16 protein-coding genes and 1 pseudogene are annotated in these 15,581 nt (G+C 62.9%); 12 read left to right on the top strand and 5 right to left on the bottom strand.

Annotated elements, in window-relative coordinates:
• Positions 1-96: 96 nt before the first annotated feature.
• The 3 genes from AC1DOG_RS22210 to secA form a co-directional block, all read right to left on the bottom strand.
• Positions 97-1,188: a D-alanine--D-alanine ligase family protein gene (locus tag AC1DOG_RS22210; protein ID WP_477931091.1), complete on the bottom strand. Its 1,092-nt coding sequence runs from the start codon at positions 1,186-1,188 to the stop codon at positions 97-99.
• A 26-nt stretch (positions 1,189-1,214) separates the two neighbouring features.
• Complete coding sequence (locus tag AC1DOG_RS22215) at positions 1,215-1,841, bottom strand: C39 family peptidase (RefSeq protein WP_477931093.1); 627 nt, start codon at positions 1,839-1,841, stop codon at positions 1,215-1,217.
• A 193-nt stretch (positions 1,842-2,034) separates the two neighbouring features.
• Entirely contained in the window at positions 2,035-4,743 is a 2,709-nt protein-coding gene (gene secA, locus AC1DOG_RS22220) for a preprotein translocase subunit SecA (RefSeq protein WP_477931095.1), read from the bottom strand.
• Positions 4,744-4,988: 245 nt separating this feature from the next.
• On the opposite strand from secA, the gene AC1DOG_RS22225 reads away from it, so the two are divergent.
• The 6 genes from AC1DOG_RS22225 (at position 4,989) to AC1DOG_RS22250 (ending at position 9,096) form a co-directional block, all read left to right on the top strand.
• Positions 4,989-5,879, top strand: coding sequence for a peptidylprolyl isomerase (locus tag AC1DOG_RS22225; RefSeq protein ID WP_477931097.1), 891 nt, complete (start codon positions 4,989-4,991; stop codon positions 5,877-5,879).
• 67 nt (positions 5,880-5,946) lie between these two features.
• The gene (argJ, locus tag AC1DOG_RS22230; protein WP_477931099.1) at positions 5,947-7,188 is read left to right on the top strand and encodes a bifunctional glutamate N-acetyltransferase/amino-acid acetyltransferase ArgJ; all 1,242 of its coding nucleotides are present in this window, start codon (positions 5,947-5,949) and stop codon (positions 7,186-7,188) included.
• Positions 7,157-7,978 (top strand): GNAT family N-acetyltransferase, encoded by an 822-nt coding sequence (locus tag AC1DOG_RS22235; protein WP_047508598.1) that lies wholly within the window; start codon positions 7,157-7,159, stop codon positions 7,976-7,978. The genes argJ and AC1DOG_RS22235 overlap by 32 nt, the downstream gene beginning before the upstream one ends.
• Complete coding sequence (gene mutT / locus AC1DOG_RS22240) at positions 7,975-8,403, top strand: 8-oxo-dGTP diphosphatase MutT (protein WP_112434089.1); 429 nt, start codon at positions 7,975-7,977, stop codon at positions 8,401-8,403. Before AC1DOG_RS22235 ends, mutT begins: the two co-directional genes overlap by 4 nt.
• A 123-nt stretch (positions 8,404-8,526) precedes the next feature.
• A complete protein-coding gene (locus AC1DOG_RS22245) occupies positions 8,527-8,862 on the top strand; it encodes a hypothetical protein (RefSeq protein WP_112982393.1) in 336 nt (111 codons plus the stop codon).
• Positions 8,863-8,922: 60 nt separating this feature from the next.
• A complete protein-coding gene (locus AC1DOG_RS22250; protein WP_018901531.1) occupies positions 8,923-9,096 on the top strand; it encodes a Flp family type IVb pilin in 174 nt (57 codons plus the stop codon).
• A gap of 25 nt (positions 9,097-9,121) precedes the next feature.
• Here the strand turns inward: AC1DOG_RS22250 and AC1DOG_RS22255 are convergent, their stop codons facing one another.
• Positions 9,122-10,006 carry a class I SAM-dependent methyltransferase gene (locus AC1DOG_RS22255; RefSeq protein WP_477931102.1) on the bottom strand — a complete coding sequence of 295 codons (885 nt, stop codon included), beginning with the start codon at positions 10,004-10,006 and terminating at the stop codon, positions 9,122-9,124.
• A 76-nt stretch (positions 10,007-10,082) separates the two neighbouring features.
• On the opposite strand from AC1DOG_RS22255, the gene AC1DOG_RS22260 reads away from it, so the two are divergent.
• Genes AC1DOG_RS22260 through AC1DOG_RS22280 form a run of 5 tightly spaced genes read left to right on the top strand, consistent with a single transcriptional unit; the run spans position 10,083 to position 13,020 of the window.
• Entirely contained in the window at positions 10,083-10,856 is a 774-nt protein-coding gene (locus tag AC1DOG_RS22260; RefSeq protein ID WP_477931115.1) for a ComF family protein, read from the top strand.
• A 31-nt stretch (positions 10,857-10,887) separates the two neighbouring features.
• Positions 10,888-11,145 (top strand): glutaredoxin 3, encoded by a 258-nt coding sequence (grxC, locus tag AC1DOG_RS22265; RefSeq protein WP_047508583.1) that lies wholly within the window; start codon positions 10,888-10,890, stop codon positions 11,143-11,145.
• A gap of 9 nt (positions 11,146-11,154) precedes the next feature.
• Positions 11,155-12,012, top strand: a complete 858-nt coding sequence (locus AC1DOG_RS22270) for a carbon-nitrogen hydrolase family protein (protein WP_477931104.1) — start codon at positions 11,155-11,157, stop codon at positions 12,010-12,012.
• Positions 12,009-12,437 carry a DUF1178 family protein gene (locus AC1DOG_RS22275; protein ID WP_018901536.1) on the top strand — a complete coding sequence of 143 codons (429 nt, stop codon included), beginning with the start codon at positions 12,009-12,011 and terminating at the stop codon, positions 12,435-12,437. Before AC1DOG_RS22270 ends, AC1DOG_RS22275 begins: the two co-directional genes overlap by 4 nt.
• A gap of 1 nt (position 12,438) precedes the next feature.
• Positions 12,439-13,020: a DUF3291 domain-containing protein gene (locus AC1DOG_RS22280; RefSeq protein WP_477931106.1), complete on the top strand. Its 582-nt coding sequence runs from the start codon at positions 12,439-12,441 to the stop codon at positions 13,018-13,020.
• Positions 13,021-13,041: 21 nt separating this feature from the next.
• On the opposite strand, the gene ubiG is transcribed toward AC1DOG_RS22280, so the two are convergent.
• A complete protein-coding gene (gene ubiG / locus AC1DOG_RS22285; protein WP_289730214.1) occupies positions 13,042-13,788 on the bottom strand; it encodes a bifunctional 2-polyprenyl-6-hydroxyphenol methylase/3-demethylubiquinol 3-O-methyltransferase UbiG in 747 nt (248 codons plus the stop codon).
• A gap of 181 nt (positions 13,789-13,969) precedes the next feature.
• Here ubiG and AC1DOG_RS22290 point away from each other — a divergent pair.
• Positions 13,970-14,962, top strand: a pseudogene (locus AC1DOG_RS22290) (FecR family protein); the annotation flags it as partial.
• Positions 14,963-15,581: the final 619 nt, after the last annotated feature.

Below are 15,581 nucleotides of genomic sequence, written 5' to 3' on the forward strand. Positions count from 1 at the left end.
ACTCTCTGGCAAATCGTGCCTAGAGTTGTGGCATGACACGGTTAAGAAACGGTTGTGAACGGGCCCTCAGGCTTAACCTGTCCCCAACTTAAAGCCTCAGCCGCCACCGCGCGTCAACGCCCTGTCTATCAGGACATCCAGCACCTCAGCGTAGCTGACGCCCGATGCGGCCATCGCCTTGGCGTACATGCTGATGTTGGTGAAGCCGGGGATGGTGTTGAGCTCGTTGACCACGAAGGACATGTCCTGCATCAGGAAGAAATCGACGCGGGCCATGCCGTCGCAGCCGAGCGCCTTGAAGGCCCGGCGGGCGGTCTTGCGCAGCTCGTCCTCGGTCTCCTTCGGCAGTTGCGCGGGCACGCGGAGTGCTGCACCTGCTTCATCGATATATTTCGCTTCGTAGCTGTAAAAACCGTGGCTTTCGGCCGGCGCGATTTCGCCCGGCAGAGAGACGGTGATTTCGCCATTCGCATGTTCGAGCACGCTGAACTCGATCTCGCGGCCGGCGATGAATTCCTCGGCGAGCAGCTTGCTGTCGTGTTTGAAGCCCTCGGCAAGCGCGGCGGCGAAATCCTCTTGGCGCCTGACCTTGCTGACGCCGACCGAGGAGCCCTGGCGGGCGGGCTTGATGAAGAGGGGGAGGCCGAGTTCGCGCGCAGCTGTGTCGAAGGAGGGAACGCTGTCTTCCTCGATGCAGAGCGCTTTCGCCACGGGCAGCTCAGCTTCCCGGAGCAGGCGTTTGGCGATGTCCTTGTCGATGGCGGTCACCGATCCGAGCAGGCCGCAGCCGGCGAGCGGCACGCGGGCAACGGATGCCAGACCCTGGATCGAGCCGTCCTCGCCATGCATTCCATGCAGTACAGGGAAGAGGACGTCGATCGCGGGGACTTCATAGGGCTGCGCGCCTTGCGGGATGGCGAGCATGCGGCCCTGGCCGCCGGGCAGAAGGCTGACCTCGCCGGCTTCCTCGACCTTGGTGGCGGACGAAAGCGTGGTACCCTTGGGCAGGAGCCGCCATTGTCCTTCCCTCGTCACGAAGATCGGCAGGACGTCGTAGCGCTCAGCGTCGAGTGCTGCGACGACATTGGTCGCCGAGAGGATGGAGACGTCGTGCTCCGGCGAGCGGCCGCCGAAGAGGATGGCGATGCGCGGGCGGGGAGATGTCGGGTGGGCGGGCTGTGTCGGCATGGCGGATGGGTCCCCTTGGATCGTTGTTATCGGTCGAGCCTGATGGCGACGCCGCGATTGGCGAAGAAGCGGTCGAAGATCTCGATCGGCAGCTCGACATCGGCCTGGCTGGCTTCGTCATGGCCGGATGGGTTGTGGAAGCGGATGGTATCAGCGCTTGCCGCCGTCACCAGCACGAGGTGGCCGCCTTTTGTGGGCGGCTGGCGGTCCGGCCAGCGGATTTGGCTGTTGACCGAGGCGATGAAGAAGGTGTTGTCCTTCAGGATGTCGGCGATACCAGGTGTCGGCAGGCTGGTGATGGTTTTTGCGTCGAGGCCGAAGGTCTCGCCGACATAGGTGACGAAGGGCGCGTAGATCAGCCCCTTGATCGACTGGTCTTCCTCGTTGACGACATAACCGCCGAAGCGGGTGCAGCCGCGCGCGAGATCAATGATGCGGTGGTCTTCACCCCTGGCGGCAAGGATCATCTTCAGGCAGGCCATGCCGCAGATGTTGACGGCCCAGCGCGCATATTCCTCGACGCTGTCGGCGCCGGATCGCTGCCAGAGCGGATCATCCAGCAAGGCGGAAGCGCCGCGCTCCAGCACGGAGAGCGTCATCGACGCCGTTTCCCATTGGCTGAAATAGGGGGCCTTATTGGCGGTGCGGTTCATCGCGTGTCCCTGAAATCAATTCTGATATCGGCGCAAGCTCGGCGAACAAAGCGACTGTTTTGCGGCTGAATTTCGAGCGGATCATGAAATTGGAAGTTGTGAGCGGGTTCCGCTCATTTGCAGGTCGCACACATGAAAAAGCCCTCGCGACGTCCAGGTCGCGAGGGCTTCGATCTCAGGTCTCGATCAGGTCTCAGGCCTGCTCGAAGGCACCGTGGCAGTGCTTGTATTTCTTGCCCGAACCGCAGGGGCAGACCTCGTTGCGGCCGACCTTGCCCCAGGTGGCGGGGTCGTCGGGGTTGCGGTTTTCAGGCGCAACGATGACTTCCGATGCCTGGTAGACCGAGCCGAACTCGTCTTCGCCGGTATTGGGGTCGATGTGGTGCGCCTGCATGGCCGGCGGTTCCGGCTGCTCCTGCTGCACCAGTTCGACACGCATCAGCTGGGCGGTGACGGCCTGGCGGAGGCTGTTGAGCAGCGTGTTGAAGAGCTCGAAGGCTTCCGACTTGTATTCCTGCAGCGGGTCACGCTGGGCGTAGCCACGGAAACCGACGACGGAACGCAGGTGGTCGAGATTGACGATGTGCTCGCGCCACAGCGCGTCCAGCGTCTGCATGACGATCGAACGCTCGACGTAATGCATGATGTCGTCGCCGAAGCGCTCGGCCTTTTCGGTGAAGACGGCGTTGGCCGCTTCCGTCAGGCGTTCGCGGATGTCGTCTTCGCCGATGCCCTCTTCCTTGACCCAGTCCTCGATCGGCAGGTCGAGATTGAGGAGCGCGTTGGCCTGCTCCTTGAGGCCGACGGCATCCCACTGTTCGGCATAGGCGCGCTCGGGAATGTGCTTTTGAACCAGATCCTCGATCACTTCGCGACGCATGTCGGAAACGGTCTCGGAAATGTTGGTTGCTTCCATCAGCTCGAGACGCTGTTCGAAGACCACCTTGCGCTGGTCGTTCAGAACGTCGTCGTACTTGAGCAGATTCTTACGAATGTCGAAGTTGCGGGCTTCGACCTTCTTCTGCGCGCGTTCCAGAGCCTTGTTGATCCAGGGATGGACAATCGCTTCGCCTTCCTTGAGACCGAGCTTGGTCAGCATCGAATCCATGCGGTCCGAGCCGAAGATGCGCATCAGGTCGTCCTGAAGCGAGAGGTAGAACTTCGAGCGGCCGGGGTCGCCCTGACGGCCGGAACGGCCGCGGAGCTGGTTGTCGATACGGCGGCTTTCGTGGCGTTCGGTGGCGATGACGTAGAGACCGCCGGCGGCCAGCGCCTTTTCCTTGAGCTGCTTGATCTCTTCGCGGATCGCCTCGATCTTGGCGTCGCGCTCCGGACCTTCCTCGACTTCGCCGAGCTCACGCTCGACACGCATGTCGAGGTTGCCGCCGAGCTGGATGTCGGTACCGCGACCCGCCATGTTGGTGGCGATGGTGACCGCGCCGGGCACGCCGGCCTGGGCGACGATATAGGCTTCCTGCTCGTGGTAGCGGGCGTTCAGAACCTGGAAGTTGTTGAAGCCCTGCTTGCGCATCAGTTCGGCGAGCAGTTCGGATTTTTCGATCGAGGTCGTACCAACGAGAACCGGCTGGCCGCGCTTCTGCGCATCCGCGATCTCGGCGATGATCGCCTTGTACTTCTCTTCGAAGGTCCGGTAGACTTCGTCGTCTTCGTCGATACGCTGGATCGGCAGGTTGGTCGGTACTTCGACGACGTCGAGACCGTAGATGTTGCCGAATTCTTCCGCTTCCGTCTGCGCGGTACCGGTCATGCCGCCGAGCTTGTCGTACATGCGGAAGTAGTTCTGGAAGGTGATCTGCGCCAGCGTCTGGTTCTCAGGCTGGATCTTCACATGTTCCTTGGCTTCCAGCGCCTGGTGCTGGCCTTCCGAATAACGGCGGCCCGGCATCATGCGGCCGGTGAATTCGTCGATGATGACGATCTCGTCGTTGCGGACGATGTAGTCCTTGTCACGGGTGAAGAGCTTGTGGGCCTTCAGCGCGTTGTTGACGTGATGGACGATCGCGACGTTCTCGATGTCGTAGAGACCGGCGCCCTTGAGCAGGCCGGCTTCACGCAGAAGATTTTCGAGCTTCTCAGTGCCTTCTTCGGAGAAGTTGGCCGAACGCTGCTTTTCGTCGATCTCGTAATCGCTTTCGACGAGCAGCGGAATGAAGGTGTCGATCGTGTTGTAGAGATCGGAGCGGTCGTCGAGCGGACCGGAGATGATCAGCGGCGTGCGCGCTTCGTCGACGAGGATCGAGTCCACTTCGTCGACGATGGCGTAGTTGTGGCCGCGCTGAACCATCTGGCCCTTCTCGTACTTCATGTTATCGCGCAGATAATCGAAGCCGAGTTCGTTGTTGGTCGCGTAGGTGATGTCGCAGCCATAGGCCGCCGCGCGTTCCTCGTCCGACAGGCCGTGGACGATGACACCGGTGGTCAGGCCGAGGAAGCTGTAAAGGCGCGACATGGTGGCCGCGTCGCGCTGGGCGAGGTAGTCGTTGACGGTAACGACGTGGACGCCCTTGCCCGACAGCGCGTTCAGATAGACGGGAAGCGTTCCGACCAGCGTCTTGCCTTCACCCGTCTTCATTTCCGCGATCGCGTTGGAATGAAGGATCATGCCGCCGATCAGCTGGACGTCGAAGGGGCGCATGCCGAGCACGCGGCGCGATGCTTCGCGCACGACGGCAAAGGCCGGGACGAGAATGTCGTCGAGCGTCTTGCCTTCGGCGAGCAGCTTGCGGAACTCCACCGTCTGTGCGGCGAGCTGTTCGTCGGACAGCGCCTTGGTCTTTTCCTCAATCGCATTGATTGCGGCGACGTTCGGCTGGAAGGACCGCACGCGGCGATCATTGGCGGAGCCAAATAGTTTGCGGGCGATGCCGCCAAAGCTGACCATACGACTGGTCCTTTCTGAATATTCATCCCGGGCTTCTCGTAAGGGCGGCCCGGCCGAATTTCGGGCGCACGTATCGAAACGCCAGGAAACTTTTCTGGACGCGAGGTTGCGTGACAGATAAGAGGGGGGTCGAATGATGTCAACGGATTTGGCTGATATAGAAAGGCCACATTCCAGTGTTGATGCCTGTTCAGGGCAGGATTCAAGAAGTTGAAGCCGGTGGGTTAACTGTGAAGGAATGTTTGATGTTGAACTACAACAGAATCGCCGTGATGGCACTCGCCACGTTCGTCGCCTTCCAGGCGCCGGTGCGGGCACAGGACGGCGCTGACGCCGTCGTTGCCAAGGTCGGCGATGTCGAGATCCACCAGTCGGAACTCGACCTGGCGATCGCCAACCTCGATCCGCAGCTGGCGCAGCTGCCTGACGACCAGAAGAAGGTCGCAGCTCTCTCCGCCGCTATCGACGTGAAGCTGCTCGCCAAGGACGCGGCCGCTGAAAAGCTCGACCAGTCGGCTGAGTTCAAGAAGCGCATGCAGTACCTCGCCGATCGCGAACTGCACAATGCCTACTTCAAGAAGCACGTCGTCGACACCGTGACCGACGCTGAAGTCAAGGCACGCTACGACAAGGAAGTCGCAGCCCTTCCGAAGCAGGAAGAAGTTCACGCCCGCCACATCCTGGTGAAGACGGAAGACGAAGCCAAGGACGTCATCAAGCAGCTCGACGCCGGCAAGAACTTCGCCGACCTCGCCAAGGAAAAGTCCACCGACCCGAACAAGGCTGACGGCGGCGATCTCGGCTATTTCACCAAGGGCCGCATGGTCAAGGAATTCGAAGACGCGGCTTTCGCGCTCGACAAGGGTGCCTACACCAAGACCCCTGTGAAGACCGATTTCGGCTACCACGTCATCCTCGTCGAGGATAAGCGCGACGCCGCTCCTCCGGCTTACGACCAGGTCAAGGATCAGGTTCGTCAGCTCGTCATGCGCGACAAGTATCTTGCGCTTCTCGCCACCGCCAAGGAAAAGTCCAAGATCGACATCACGGACGAGGCGCTCCGCAAGGGTTATGACGACGCCAACAAGCAGCCGCAGCCGGGTGACGCGCCCGCAGCAGCGCCGGCTCAGCAGTAACACTATCCATCGAGGGCCCGGTTTTTCCGGGCCCTTCCGTATCCCCTTTCATGCCAGGTCGATGATCATGTCCGGTTCCGTTTCCCCGCTCGCTCCCAAAACCTTCGTGTCCATGCCAGCACTGCGCGGTGTCCGCATGGCAACCGCCTCGGCGGGGATCAAGTACAAGAACCGCACCGACGTCCTGATGATGGTGTTCGACAAGCCGGCGGCCGTTGCCGGTGTCTTCACCCGTTCCAAGTGCCCGTCGGCGCCTGTCGATTTCTGCCGCGCCAACCTGCCCGGCGGCATCGCGCGCGCCGTGGTCGTCAATTCCGGCAATGCGAACGCCTTTACCGGCGTGAAGGGTCGTGAAGCGACTGCGCTCACCGCCAAGTCCGCTGCCGCCGCCGTCGGCTGCAGCGAGAGCGAGATCTTCCTCGCCTCCACCGGCGTCATCGGCGAGCCGCTCGACGCCACCAAGTTTTCCGGCGTGCTCGACGCGCTCTATTCGGATGCCACTGGCGATTTCTGGTTCGAGGCCGCCAAGGCGATCATGACTACCGACACCTATCCGAAGGTCGCGACCCGCACGGCCGAGATCGGCGGCGTTGCGGTCTCGATCAACGGTATCGCCAAGGGCGCCGGCATGATCGCGCCCGATATGGCGACGATGCTCTCCTTCGTCGTCACCGACGCCGACATCGCGCCGGCAGCGCTGCAGGCGATGCTGTCCGCCGGCGTCGATCCGACCTTCAACTCGATGACCGTCGACAGCGACACTTCGACCTCGGACACGCTGATGCTGTTTGCAACGGGTGCCGCCGCCGAAGACGGCCAGGTTCGCGTCGAGACGGCTGACGATCCGCGCCTCTCGTCGTTCCGCGCCGCGCTCAACGATGTCCTCAAGGATCTGGCGCTGCAGGTCGTGCGTGACGGCGAAGGCGCCACCAAGATGCTCGAGATCACCGTGACGGGCGCCGAAAGCGATGCCGCCGCCAAGACGATCGCGCTGTCGATTGCCAATTCGCCGCTGGTCAAGACCGCGGCCGCCGGCGAAGACGCCAACTGGGGCCGCATCGTCATGGCCGTCGGCAAATCAGGCGAAATGGCCGACCGCGACCGCCTCGCCATCTGGTTCGGCGACGTGCGCGTTGCGGTCAACGGCGAACGTGATGCCGGCTACTCGGAAGAGGCCGCCTCCAACGTCATGAAAAAGCAGGACATTCCGGTGAAGGTCGAAATCGGCCTCGGAAACGGCACGGCAACGGTCTGGACGTGCGACCTCACAAAGGAGTATGTCGCCATCAACGGTGACTACCGGAGCTGATTTTTCATTGACTGAAGCATTCCCCAAGAAGGCAAATCTGCCGCTCGTGCGCAGGCTGGAAGCCGTCGGTTTCCGGGCCTGGCCTGCCTCGTCGGTTGTTTACGACGGCAGCTGGCAGGTGCGGCTGACGGCGGGGCATCCGTCCAACCGGCTGAACTCGATCGTGCCGCTCGATCCGTCCGATCATCGCGATGTCGAGATCAGGCTTGCCAAGGCGAGCCGCAAGTTCGAGGCCTATGGCCGCCCGGCCGTGCTCCGGCAGACGCCGCTGGCCTCGCCCGTGCTGATCGATCTGGTGAAGGCCGAGGGCTGGGTGCCGTTCGACGAAACCATCGTCATGACCTGCGATCTCGCCAATGCCGATCTGCCGGATACGCTCGATCATTTGCCGACGCATGACATCAGCCGCTTCGTGGACGCCAATCTGGCGACCGACCAGGTATCGACGAAGCTGAAGCCGGCGCTCGCCGAAGTCATCAACGCGATCAAGCCACCGTCCGGCCTGTTCATGGTGGAAGATCCGGAAACGGGGCCGCTGGCGACCGTGCTCTGCGTGCAGGACAATGACCTCGCTGGCATCATGTCGCTCTCAGTCACGCCCTCGCGTCGGCGCGAGGGGCTCGGGCTCGAGATTCTGACGTCCGCTCTGCGCTGGGCGCGGATGCGCAGCGCCCGCTCGGCCTGGCTGCAGGTCAAGACCGGCAACGTGCCTGCCATCACGCTCTACGAACGGCTCGGCTTCGTCGAGGCCTATCGCTATTCCTACTGGCGGCGGGATCTTTGCCGATGAGCGAGACAAGCGTGAGCGGTACCGGGCACAGCATCCTTCTCGTCGTTGCCTGCGCGTTGATAGACGCGGATGGCCGCATCCTGTTGGCGCAGCGGCCTGAAGGGAAATCGCTCGCCGGCCTCTGGGAATTTCCCGGCGGCAAGATGGAGCCGGGCGAGACGCCGGAAGAGACGCTGGTGCGCGAGCTTCACGAAGAGCTCGGGATCACCACCAAGGTCGCGTGCCTGGCGCCGCTCACCTTCGCCAGCCACACGTATGAGAAATTCCACCTGTTGATGCCGCTTTACGTCTGCCGTCGTTTCGAAGGCATTCCCGTCGGCCGCGAAGGGCAGGCGATCAAGTGGGTGAAGCCGCAGGCGCTGCGCGATTATCCCATGCCCCCGGCCGATGAGCCGCTGATCCCCATCCTGCAGGACCTACTTTAGAAATTTCTATTTTATAACTTTTTCTGTGCCAATCTGGCTGTGGATATTAATCGATCGTTTAACAGATTCTGGCAAAGATCGGCCTCAATCAAGCAACTGGCGTGTGTGTAGAAGGCTTGACGCATGGACGACGATTTCTGGAAAGCAGTTCGGGAGAAAGAGCAGGCTTCGGTTTCCTCGCGCAAGACGGGGGCGCTGAACATCGCCTTGCTGTTCGGCACGGCCGTCGTGGCCCTGACGCTGATCCTGACACCGATGCTCGCCGACAAGTCGAAGTCGAGCGTTTTCGCCAGCGCGCCGTCTGAATTCGATTCCATCACGACGGGTTCGATCCCGAAGAGCGAGAACGGCGCGAAGAGCGAAAACGGCAAGCGCTACACGATCCGTCGCAGCGTGCTGCAGGATACGCCGGGCTCCGTCTGCGTGGTGCAGGGCTATGGAAGCGGTGTTGGCTGCTGAGGGCCTTGGGCCCGAGGCGAAGCAAAGAAATCGACTGTGATGTCGAGCGACGAGGGACGAATGACGAGACTTCTGAAAGCATTTGTCACTGACCGCAATGGCGCCACCGCCATCGAATACGGCCTGATCGCCGCCCTGATCGCTACCGCGATCATCACAGGCGTCGGCGCGCTCAGCGGATCGCTGAACAACGTCTTCACCTACATCGCAAGCAAGATACCGTCGCTGACCTGAGCGGCGCTAGCGCTCGCAAAAAGCCCTACTGCTTGAGCTTGTGCTCCTCGACCTTCAATGCGTCGGCGAGCCTTACCTTTGCCGATCCCGGTCGCAGCGGTTTCTGCTGGCTCTCATGCGGCGCCCATCCCGACACATAGATGATCGAGAAGGTGGCGCGGATGCGGCCATCAGGATCGGAATAGCGCTCCGCGTATAATTCGGCGGCGCGCATGAAGAAAGCGCGCGTCAGAGGCTTGCTGCTGCGCTCGGCAAGCGGGTTGGTCATGCCCATGGCGCGCAGGTCGCGCATCAGCGGAAAGATGGAATCGTAGCGGACCGTATAGGTCTCGGCATCGATGACGGGCAGCGCGAAACCGGCGCGCTGCATCAGGCCGCCGACATCGCGGACATCGGCGAAGGGAATGACGCGCGGGCTGGCGCCACCGGTCATCTCGATCTCGGTGGCGAGCAGGACCTCGCGCAATTCCTGCAATGTGCCGGAGCCTGGAATGGCGGCGAGGAACAGACCGTCGGGACGCAGCGCGCGGCGGATCTGGATGAACACGCCGGGCGTGTCGTTGGTCAGGTGCAGGCTAAAGGGCGCGATCACCAGATTGGCCGATTGCGGCTCCAGCGGAACCATCTCCAGCGGCGCCTCGATGAAGGCATCGTCGGAGGTGGCGTAGGCTTGTTCGCTTTCGACGCGGGTGAGGCTGCCGATCTTGCCAGTGGCCTTGGCGGCGCGGGCGGCCGAACCGGTCGCGCCATGCAGTTCCACGGCATGCTCGAAGGTGCGCTCGACGACAGCGAGGCGTTCGCCCAGTTCGTCGGCAGCGATATCGAGCAGAAAGCTTGCCTTCGGATCGCTGTTGCGAAGCGCGCGGTGCCGGTTCGCCGCGATCCTTGATGTATCGAAGATGATGTCCATGCCGACGTCAATAATCCTGCGAGGCCGGGGCGGCAAGGCGATTTTCCTGTTGCGCGAAATGCGCTATCGTTTCGCCATGGGGTTGAGCGGATGGCAAGGTTTGGCGGGGATCGACCGGGCGCTTAGGCGTCCGCTCTCGGCTGTGGTTGACCTCATCTATCCGCCCGCCTGCGCCGTCTGCGGCGTATCGACGGGACAGCATCGGGCCGTCTGCCCAAAATGCTGGTCGGCGCTGCGCTTCATCGAGCGGCCTTATTGCGAGGTTCTCGGCATTCCCTTCTCGCATGATCTCGGCCCGGGCATTTTGAGCGCCGCCGCCATCGCCGACCCGCCGCCGTTCAACCGGCTGCGCACGGCGGCCTTTCACGACGAGGCGGTGCGCAATCTCGTACACGGGCTGAAATATCGCGACCGCACTGATCTGGCGCCGATGATGGCGGCGTGGATGCTCAGGGCATCCGATGGCGCCGTCGAGCGCTGCGATGCGATCGTGCCGGTGCCGCTGCATCGCACCCGCATCCTGTCGCGCCGATTCAATCAGGCGGCGGAGTTGGCACGCCACATGGCGAAGCAGGCCGAACGCCCGCTGCTGTCGGCGACGCTGCTGCGCGTTCGTCGCACGCGCCAGCAGGTCGGGCTCGGCGCCAAGGCGCGGCAGGAGAATGTGCGCGGCGCCTTTGCGATCGCGAAGGGACGCGAGGGCGATGTGTTCGGAAAGAGGCTGGTGCTGGTCGACGACGTCTATACGACCGGCGCGACGGTGGCGGCAGCTGCCAGGGTGCTGCGCCGCGCGGGTGCGGCCGATATCACGGTTTTGACCTTTGCAAGGGCACTATCAGAAACTATATGACAGGGAGATTACTGCCTTGTCTGGAGTTACGATGGTACCGGTTACGATCTATACGCGCGATGGCTGCGGTTTTTGCGTTCGCGCCAAGTCTCTTCTTTCCGAGAAGGGTGTCGATTTCGTCGAACACAATGCGACGTCTACCCCGGCCTTCCGCGCCGAGATGATCGCGCGCGCCAATGGCGGCTCGACTTTCCCGCAGATTTTCATTGGCGACAAGCATGTCGGCGGGTGCGATGATCTCTATGCGCTGGAGCGTGCGGGCAAGCTCGACCCGCTGCTGGCCGCTTAGGACAAGACGATGACCTTCAAGGCCGCCGCCATTCAGATGTGTTCGGGTACCGATCCGCAGCGCAACGCGGCCGCCATGGCGCGGCTGGTGCGCGAGGCCGCGGCCTCGGGCGCCACCTATGTGCAGACGCCCGAGATGACCGGGATGCTGCAGCGCGACCGTGCCGCCGGCAAGGTGCACCTGCGCGACGAGGCCAACGATATCATCGTGCGCACCGCGCGCGAACTCGCCGGCGAACTGCAGATTTACGTGCATGTCGGCTCCACCGCAATCGCGCTCGWTGACGGTAAGCTTGCCAATCGCGGCTATCTCTTCGGCCCCGATGGCAAGATCCTCAACCGCTACGACAAGATCCATATGTTCGATGTCGATCTCGACAATGGCGAGAGCTGGCGCGAGAGTGCAGCCTATCGGCCGGGGCAGGAGGCGCGTGTCGTGTCGCTGCCATTTGCCGAGATGGGCTTTGCGATCTGCTACGACGTTCGCTTCCCGGCGCTGTTTCGCGCCCAGGCGGTCGCCGGAGCGCAGGTTATGACGGTGCCTGCCGCCTTCACCCGCCAGACGGGCGAGGCGCATTGGGAAATCCTGCTGCGCGCCCGCGCCATCGAGAACGGCATGTTCGTGATCGCCGCCGCGCAGGCCGGCGTGCATGAGGATGGGCGCGAGACCTTTGGGCATTCGATGATCATCGATCCCTGGGGCAAGATCCTGGCATCCGCTGGCGGCACCGGCGAGGCGATCGTGATCGCCGAGATCGATCCGGCCGCCGTGAAGGCCGCGCGCGACAAGATCCCGAATTTGAAGAATGCCCGCGAGTTCTCGATCGAGACGGTTGGCGGCGATGTGTCCGGAGGCGTGGCCGCTTGATCCGTTATTCGCTGCGTTGTGACAATGCCCATGAGTTCGAAGGCTGGTTTTCTGAAAGCGCCGATTTCGACCGCCAGGTCGCGTCCGGTTTTCTCACCTGTCCCACCTGCAATTCTGCCGCCGTCTCCAAGGTGCTGATGGCGCCGTCGGTCTCGACCGCGCGCAAGAAGGATCAGATGCAGACGGTTGCCATGGATGCCGTGCGCCGCGAGGCGTTCCAGAAGCTAAAAGAGGCGGTGACCGCGATCAAGGCCAACTCCGAAGATGTCGGCGAACGCTTCCCGGAAGAGGCGCGCAAGATCCATTACGGCGAGGCCGATGCCCGCGGGATCATCGGCCAGACGACGCCGGATGAGGCGCAGGCGCTTCTCGACGAAGGCATCGAGATCGCCGCCCTTCCCGTGCTTCCCGACGACGTGCACTAGTATGAGTTCTGAAGCGCGCCTTGCGATGTATAACTTCGGTTTGCACGTGGCGCCCTTCGAGAGCGACGCCGTCGAGGGTTTTCGGCTGCGCGAGCCCGCCAATTTCGAGGCGGCGCGGCGCGCCCGCGGCTTCATCGGCCGCTCCGGCTATGCCGGCGAGCCGGGCGCGCGAAGCTGGGGGCCGCAGGTCTTTCCGCGTTTCATCGAGGGTAGCGGCTTCGATACCGCGCCATCGTCCCTTTCGCTCTGGGCCGATATCGAATCGCTGATGGCGTTCAGCTATGACGGCGTGCATGCCGAAGCGCTGAAGCACGCGCGCAACTGGAACGTCAAGCCAACATGGCCGCCGCTCGTTCTCTGGTGGGTGGGGCCGCATCATCGGCCTGATTGGGCGGAGGCCGTCGAGCGCTTCGAACATCTGGCTGATCACGGGCCGAGCGCCCGGGCCTTCACCTTCAAGATACCCTTTGGGCCTGATGGGGCGGCGGTCGAGATCGACCGCGGCCGCGTCAAGGAACTGGCGGCGCGCAACGCCGAGACGCAAGCCGATCTGCTTGCGCATGTCAGGATGTTGAAAGTCTAGGCGAAATGCTGGCGGGTGCGCTTATGCCTCGCGCTTGGCGAGCAGCATGTAGTTCACGTCCATATCCCGCGACAGGTTCCACTGGTTGGACAGCGGATTGAAGAACACGCCGGTGCGGTCGATGATCGTCAAGCCATCTGCCGTGACCGGCTTTTCGATCTCTTCCGGGCGCACCAGCTTCTCATACTGGTGGGTGCCGCGCGGCAGCCATCGCAGGACGTTTTCGGCGGCGAAGATGGCGAGCGCCGCGGCCTTCATCGTGCGGTTGATCGTTGCCACGAACATCAGGCCGCCAGGGCGGACCATTTTCGCGCAGGTGGTCATGAAGAAATCGACGTCGGCGACGTGTTCCACCACTTCCATGTTGAGGACGATATCGAAGGTCTCGCCGGCCTCGGCCAGCTGTTCGGCCGTCACCGCGCGGTAATCGACCGGCACGCCCGAGGCCTTCGCATGGGTCGAGGCGATGCCGATGTTCTTCTCGGACGGGTCGGCACCGATGACGGTCGCGCCCATGCGGGCGACCGGCTCCGACAACAGGCCGCCGCCGCAGCCGATATCGAGCACCCGCAGGCCTTCCAGCGGGCGGGCCGAGCGCGGATCGCGGCCGAAATTCTCGGCTGCCTTGTCCCTGATATAGGCGAGGCGAACGGGGTTGAACTTGTGCAGCGGCTTGAACTTGCCGGTCGGGCTCCACCACTCGGCGGCCATGGCCGAGAAGCGGTCCACTTCGCTCTGGTCGATGGTGCTCTTCGCCGCTTCCGTCATGGTCATGCTCCTTGATTGCTCAGGAGTGAAGTCGGACGAACGGTGCGCGAAGTCAAGAGCCTGAGGCGGTGTCGCGTGGTCGCGGTAGTGCCCGGCTTTGGCGGTTGGCTACTACAAGTGGATAAGGCGACATACATCAACACATTGTGATATACTTAATGTATTGTTGAGGGTAAGGGCGATGTTGCGTGTGCGTAATGCATTGGCCGCCATGCTCGGCCTGTCCATGTGTTTTCCGTTGTGTTTCCCGTTTCCGGCGTACGCGGAGGTTGCGGTCGGCGAGGCGACTCTCATCAAGACAGAGGTGGCTGGGGAAAACGGGCCTCTGGTGGTCAAGGACCCTGTTCATCGCGACGAACGCATCCGCACCTCGATCGGCGGGCTTGGTCAATTCGTCTTCCGGGATGGTACCAAGCTTGCCGTCGGCGCCGGGTCGTCGGTGGTGATCGACAGCTACGTCTATGACGATGCCAATTCGGTCAAGAAGCTGACGATCAAGGCGGCGAAGGGGACGTTTCGCTGGATCAGCGGCAATTCCTCCTCATCGGCCTATTCGATCGTGACACCGGCGGGAACGATCGGCGTGCGCGGCACGGCATTCGACGTTTATGTCGCGCCCAATGGCACCACGGCGATGGTTCTTCTCAACGGCTCGGCGCAATTTTGCGGCGCCGGCGGGTGCAAGCAGCTACGCGAGCAGTGCGACTGCGTGATCGCCTCGCGCGGCGGCGGGGTGTCGGATCCGCGCAAGGTGGACGAGACGACGCTCAGGACGCTGAGGAACAACAAGGCGCTGCCGTTTCTTTCGGGAAATCAACAACTGTCGGGCCCGCTCGGCAATATTCGCACCACCTGCGGCTTGCGCAGCATGCGCGCCGAGCGCCAGGACCGGCCGGCCGAGAGCACGCCGGTGCCGACGCTGTTTCCACCGCAGGAGGAGGCGCCGCCGAAGACACCGGACCGGCCACAGAAGCCGGACAAACCGCAAAAGCCGGATAAGCCGGATAAGCCGCATCATCATCGCCCGGACAAGCATCACCACGACAGGGATGACCATCATCCGGGCCGTCACCATCATGATCGCGACAGGGATCACGATCACTGGGGCGGACGCGGCGGAGATCGCGACGGGGATCATGGCCACAATGACGGTGGCGGCTGGGGTCAGCGCAGCGGGCATCACAACGGTCAAAATGGGCATGGCCGGCGCGACGAATGGGGCAACCGGCACGAGGGGTCGCGCGATCGTGGTGGCGACAATCACGCTGTGCGGGATCGGGGCAATCGGGATCATGCAGCGCGCGATGGAAGCCGCGATCATGCCGATCGAGATCATGGACGCCGGGACAATGGCGGCCGGGATCATGGGGGCCGATCCGAGGCCGGCAATGGCGAGCGCAACGGGCATGGCGGGCGTCACGACGGGCCGCAGGGCGGTGCTTCACCGGCGAATGATGGCCAGGCGCAGTCCGGCGGGGCAGGGTCCGCTGCCGGCGATGGTGCCGGGGGTGGCGATGGGGCCGGCTCGGGCGGGCATCGTGGCGGGTGGCATAGCCGCAACGGCGACCAGAATGGTGGCTGGCAGGGTGGAGGTGGGCGCCATATGCGCGACCGCAGCGGCGGTGGCGATGCCGGTAACGGCGACTAGTACTACAGTTGCGTTTGATGGCGTGTTTTGTAGTGTGAGTTCATTGCGGAAGCCTGGTGGGTTCGTCGCCATAGGGACCATGCGAGGATATATCGAACTCTGATCGGCGGCGGCATCAGTAGACGCATAATCAAATAGCGGATCT

This window comes from Rhizobium sp. 01N48, assembly GCF_056399145.1.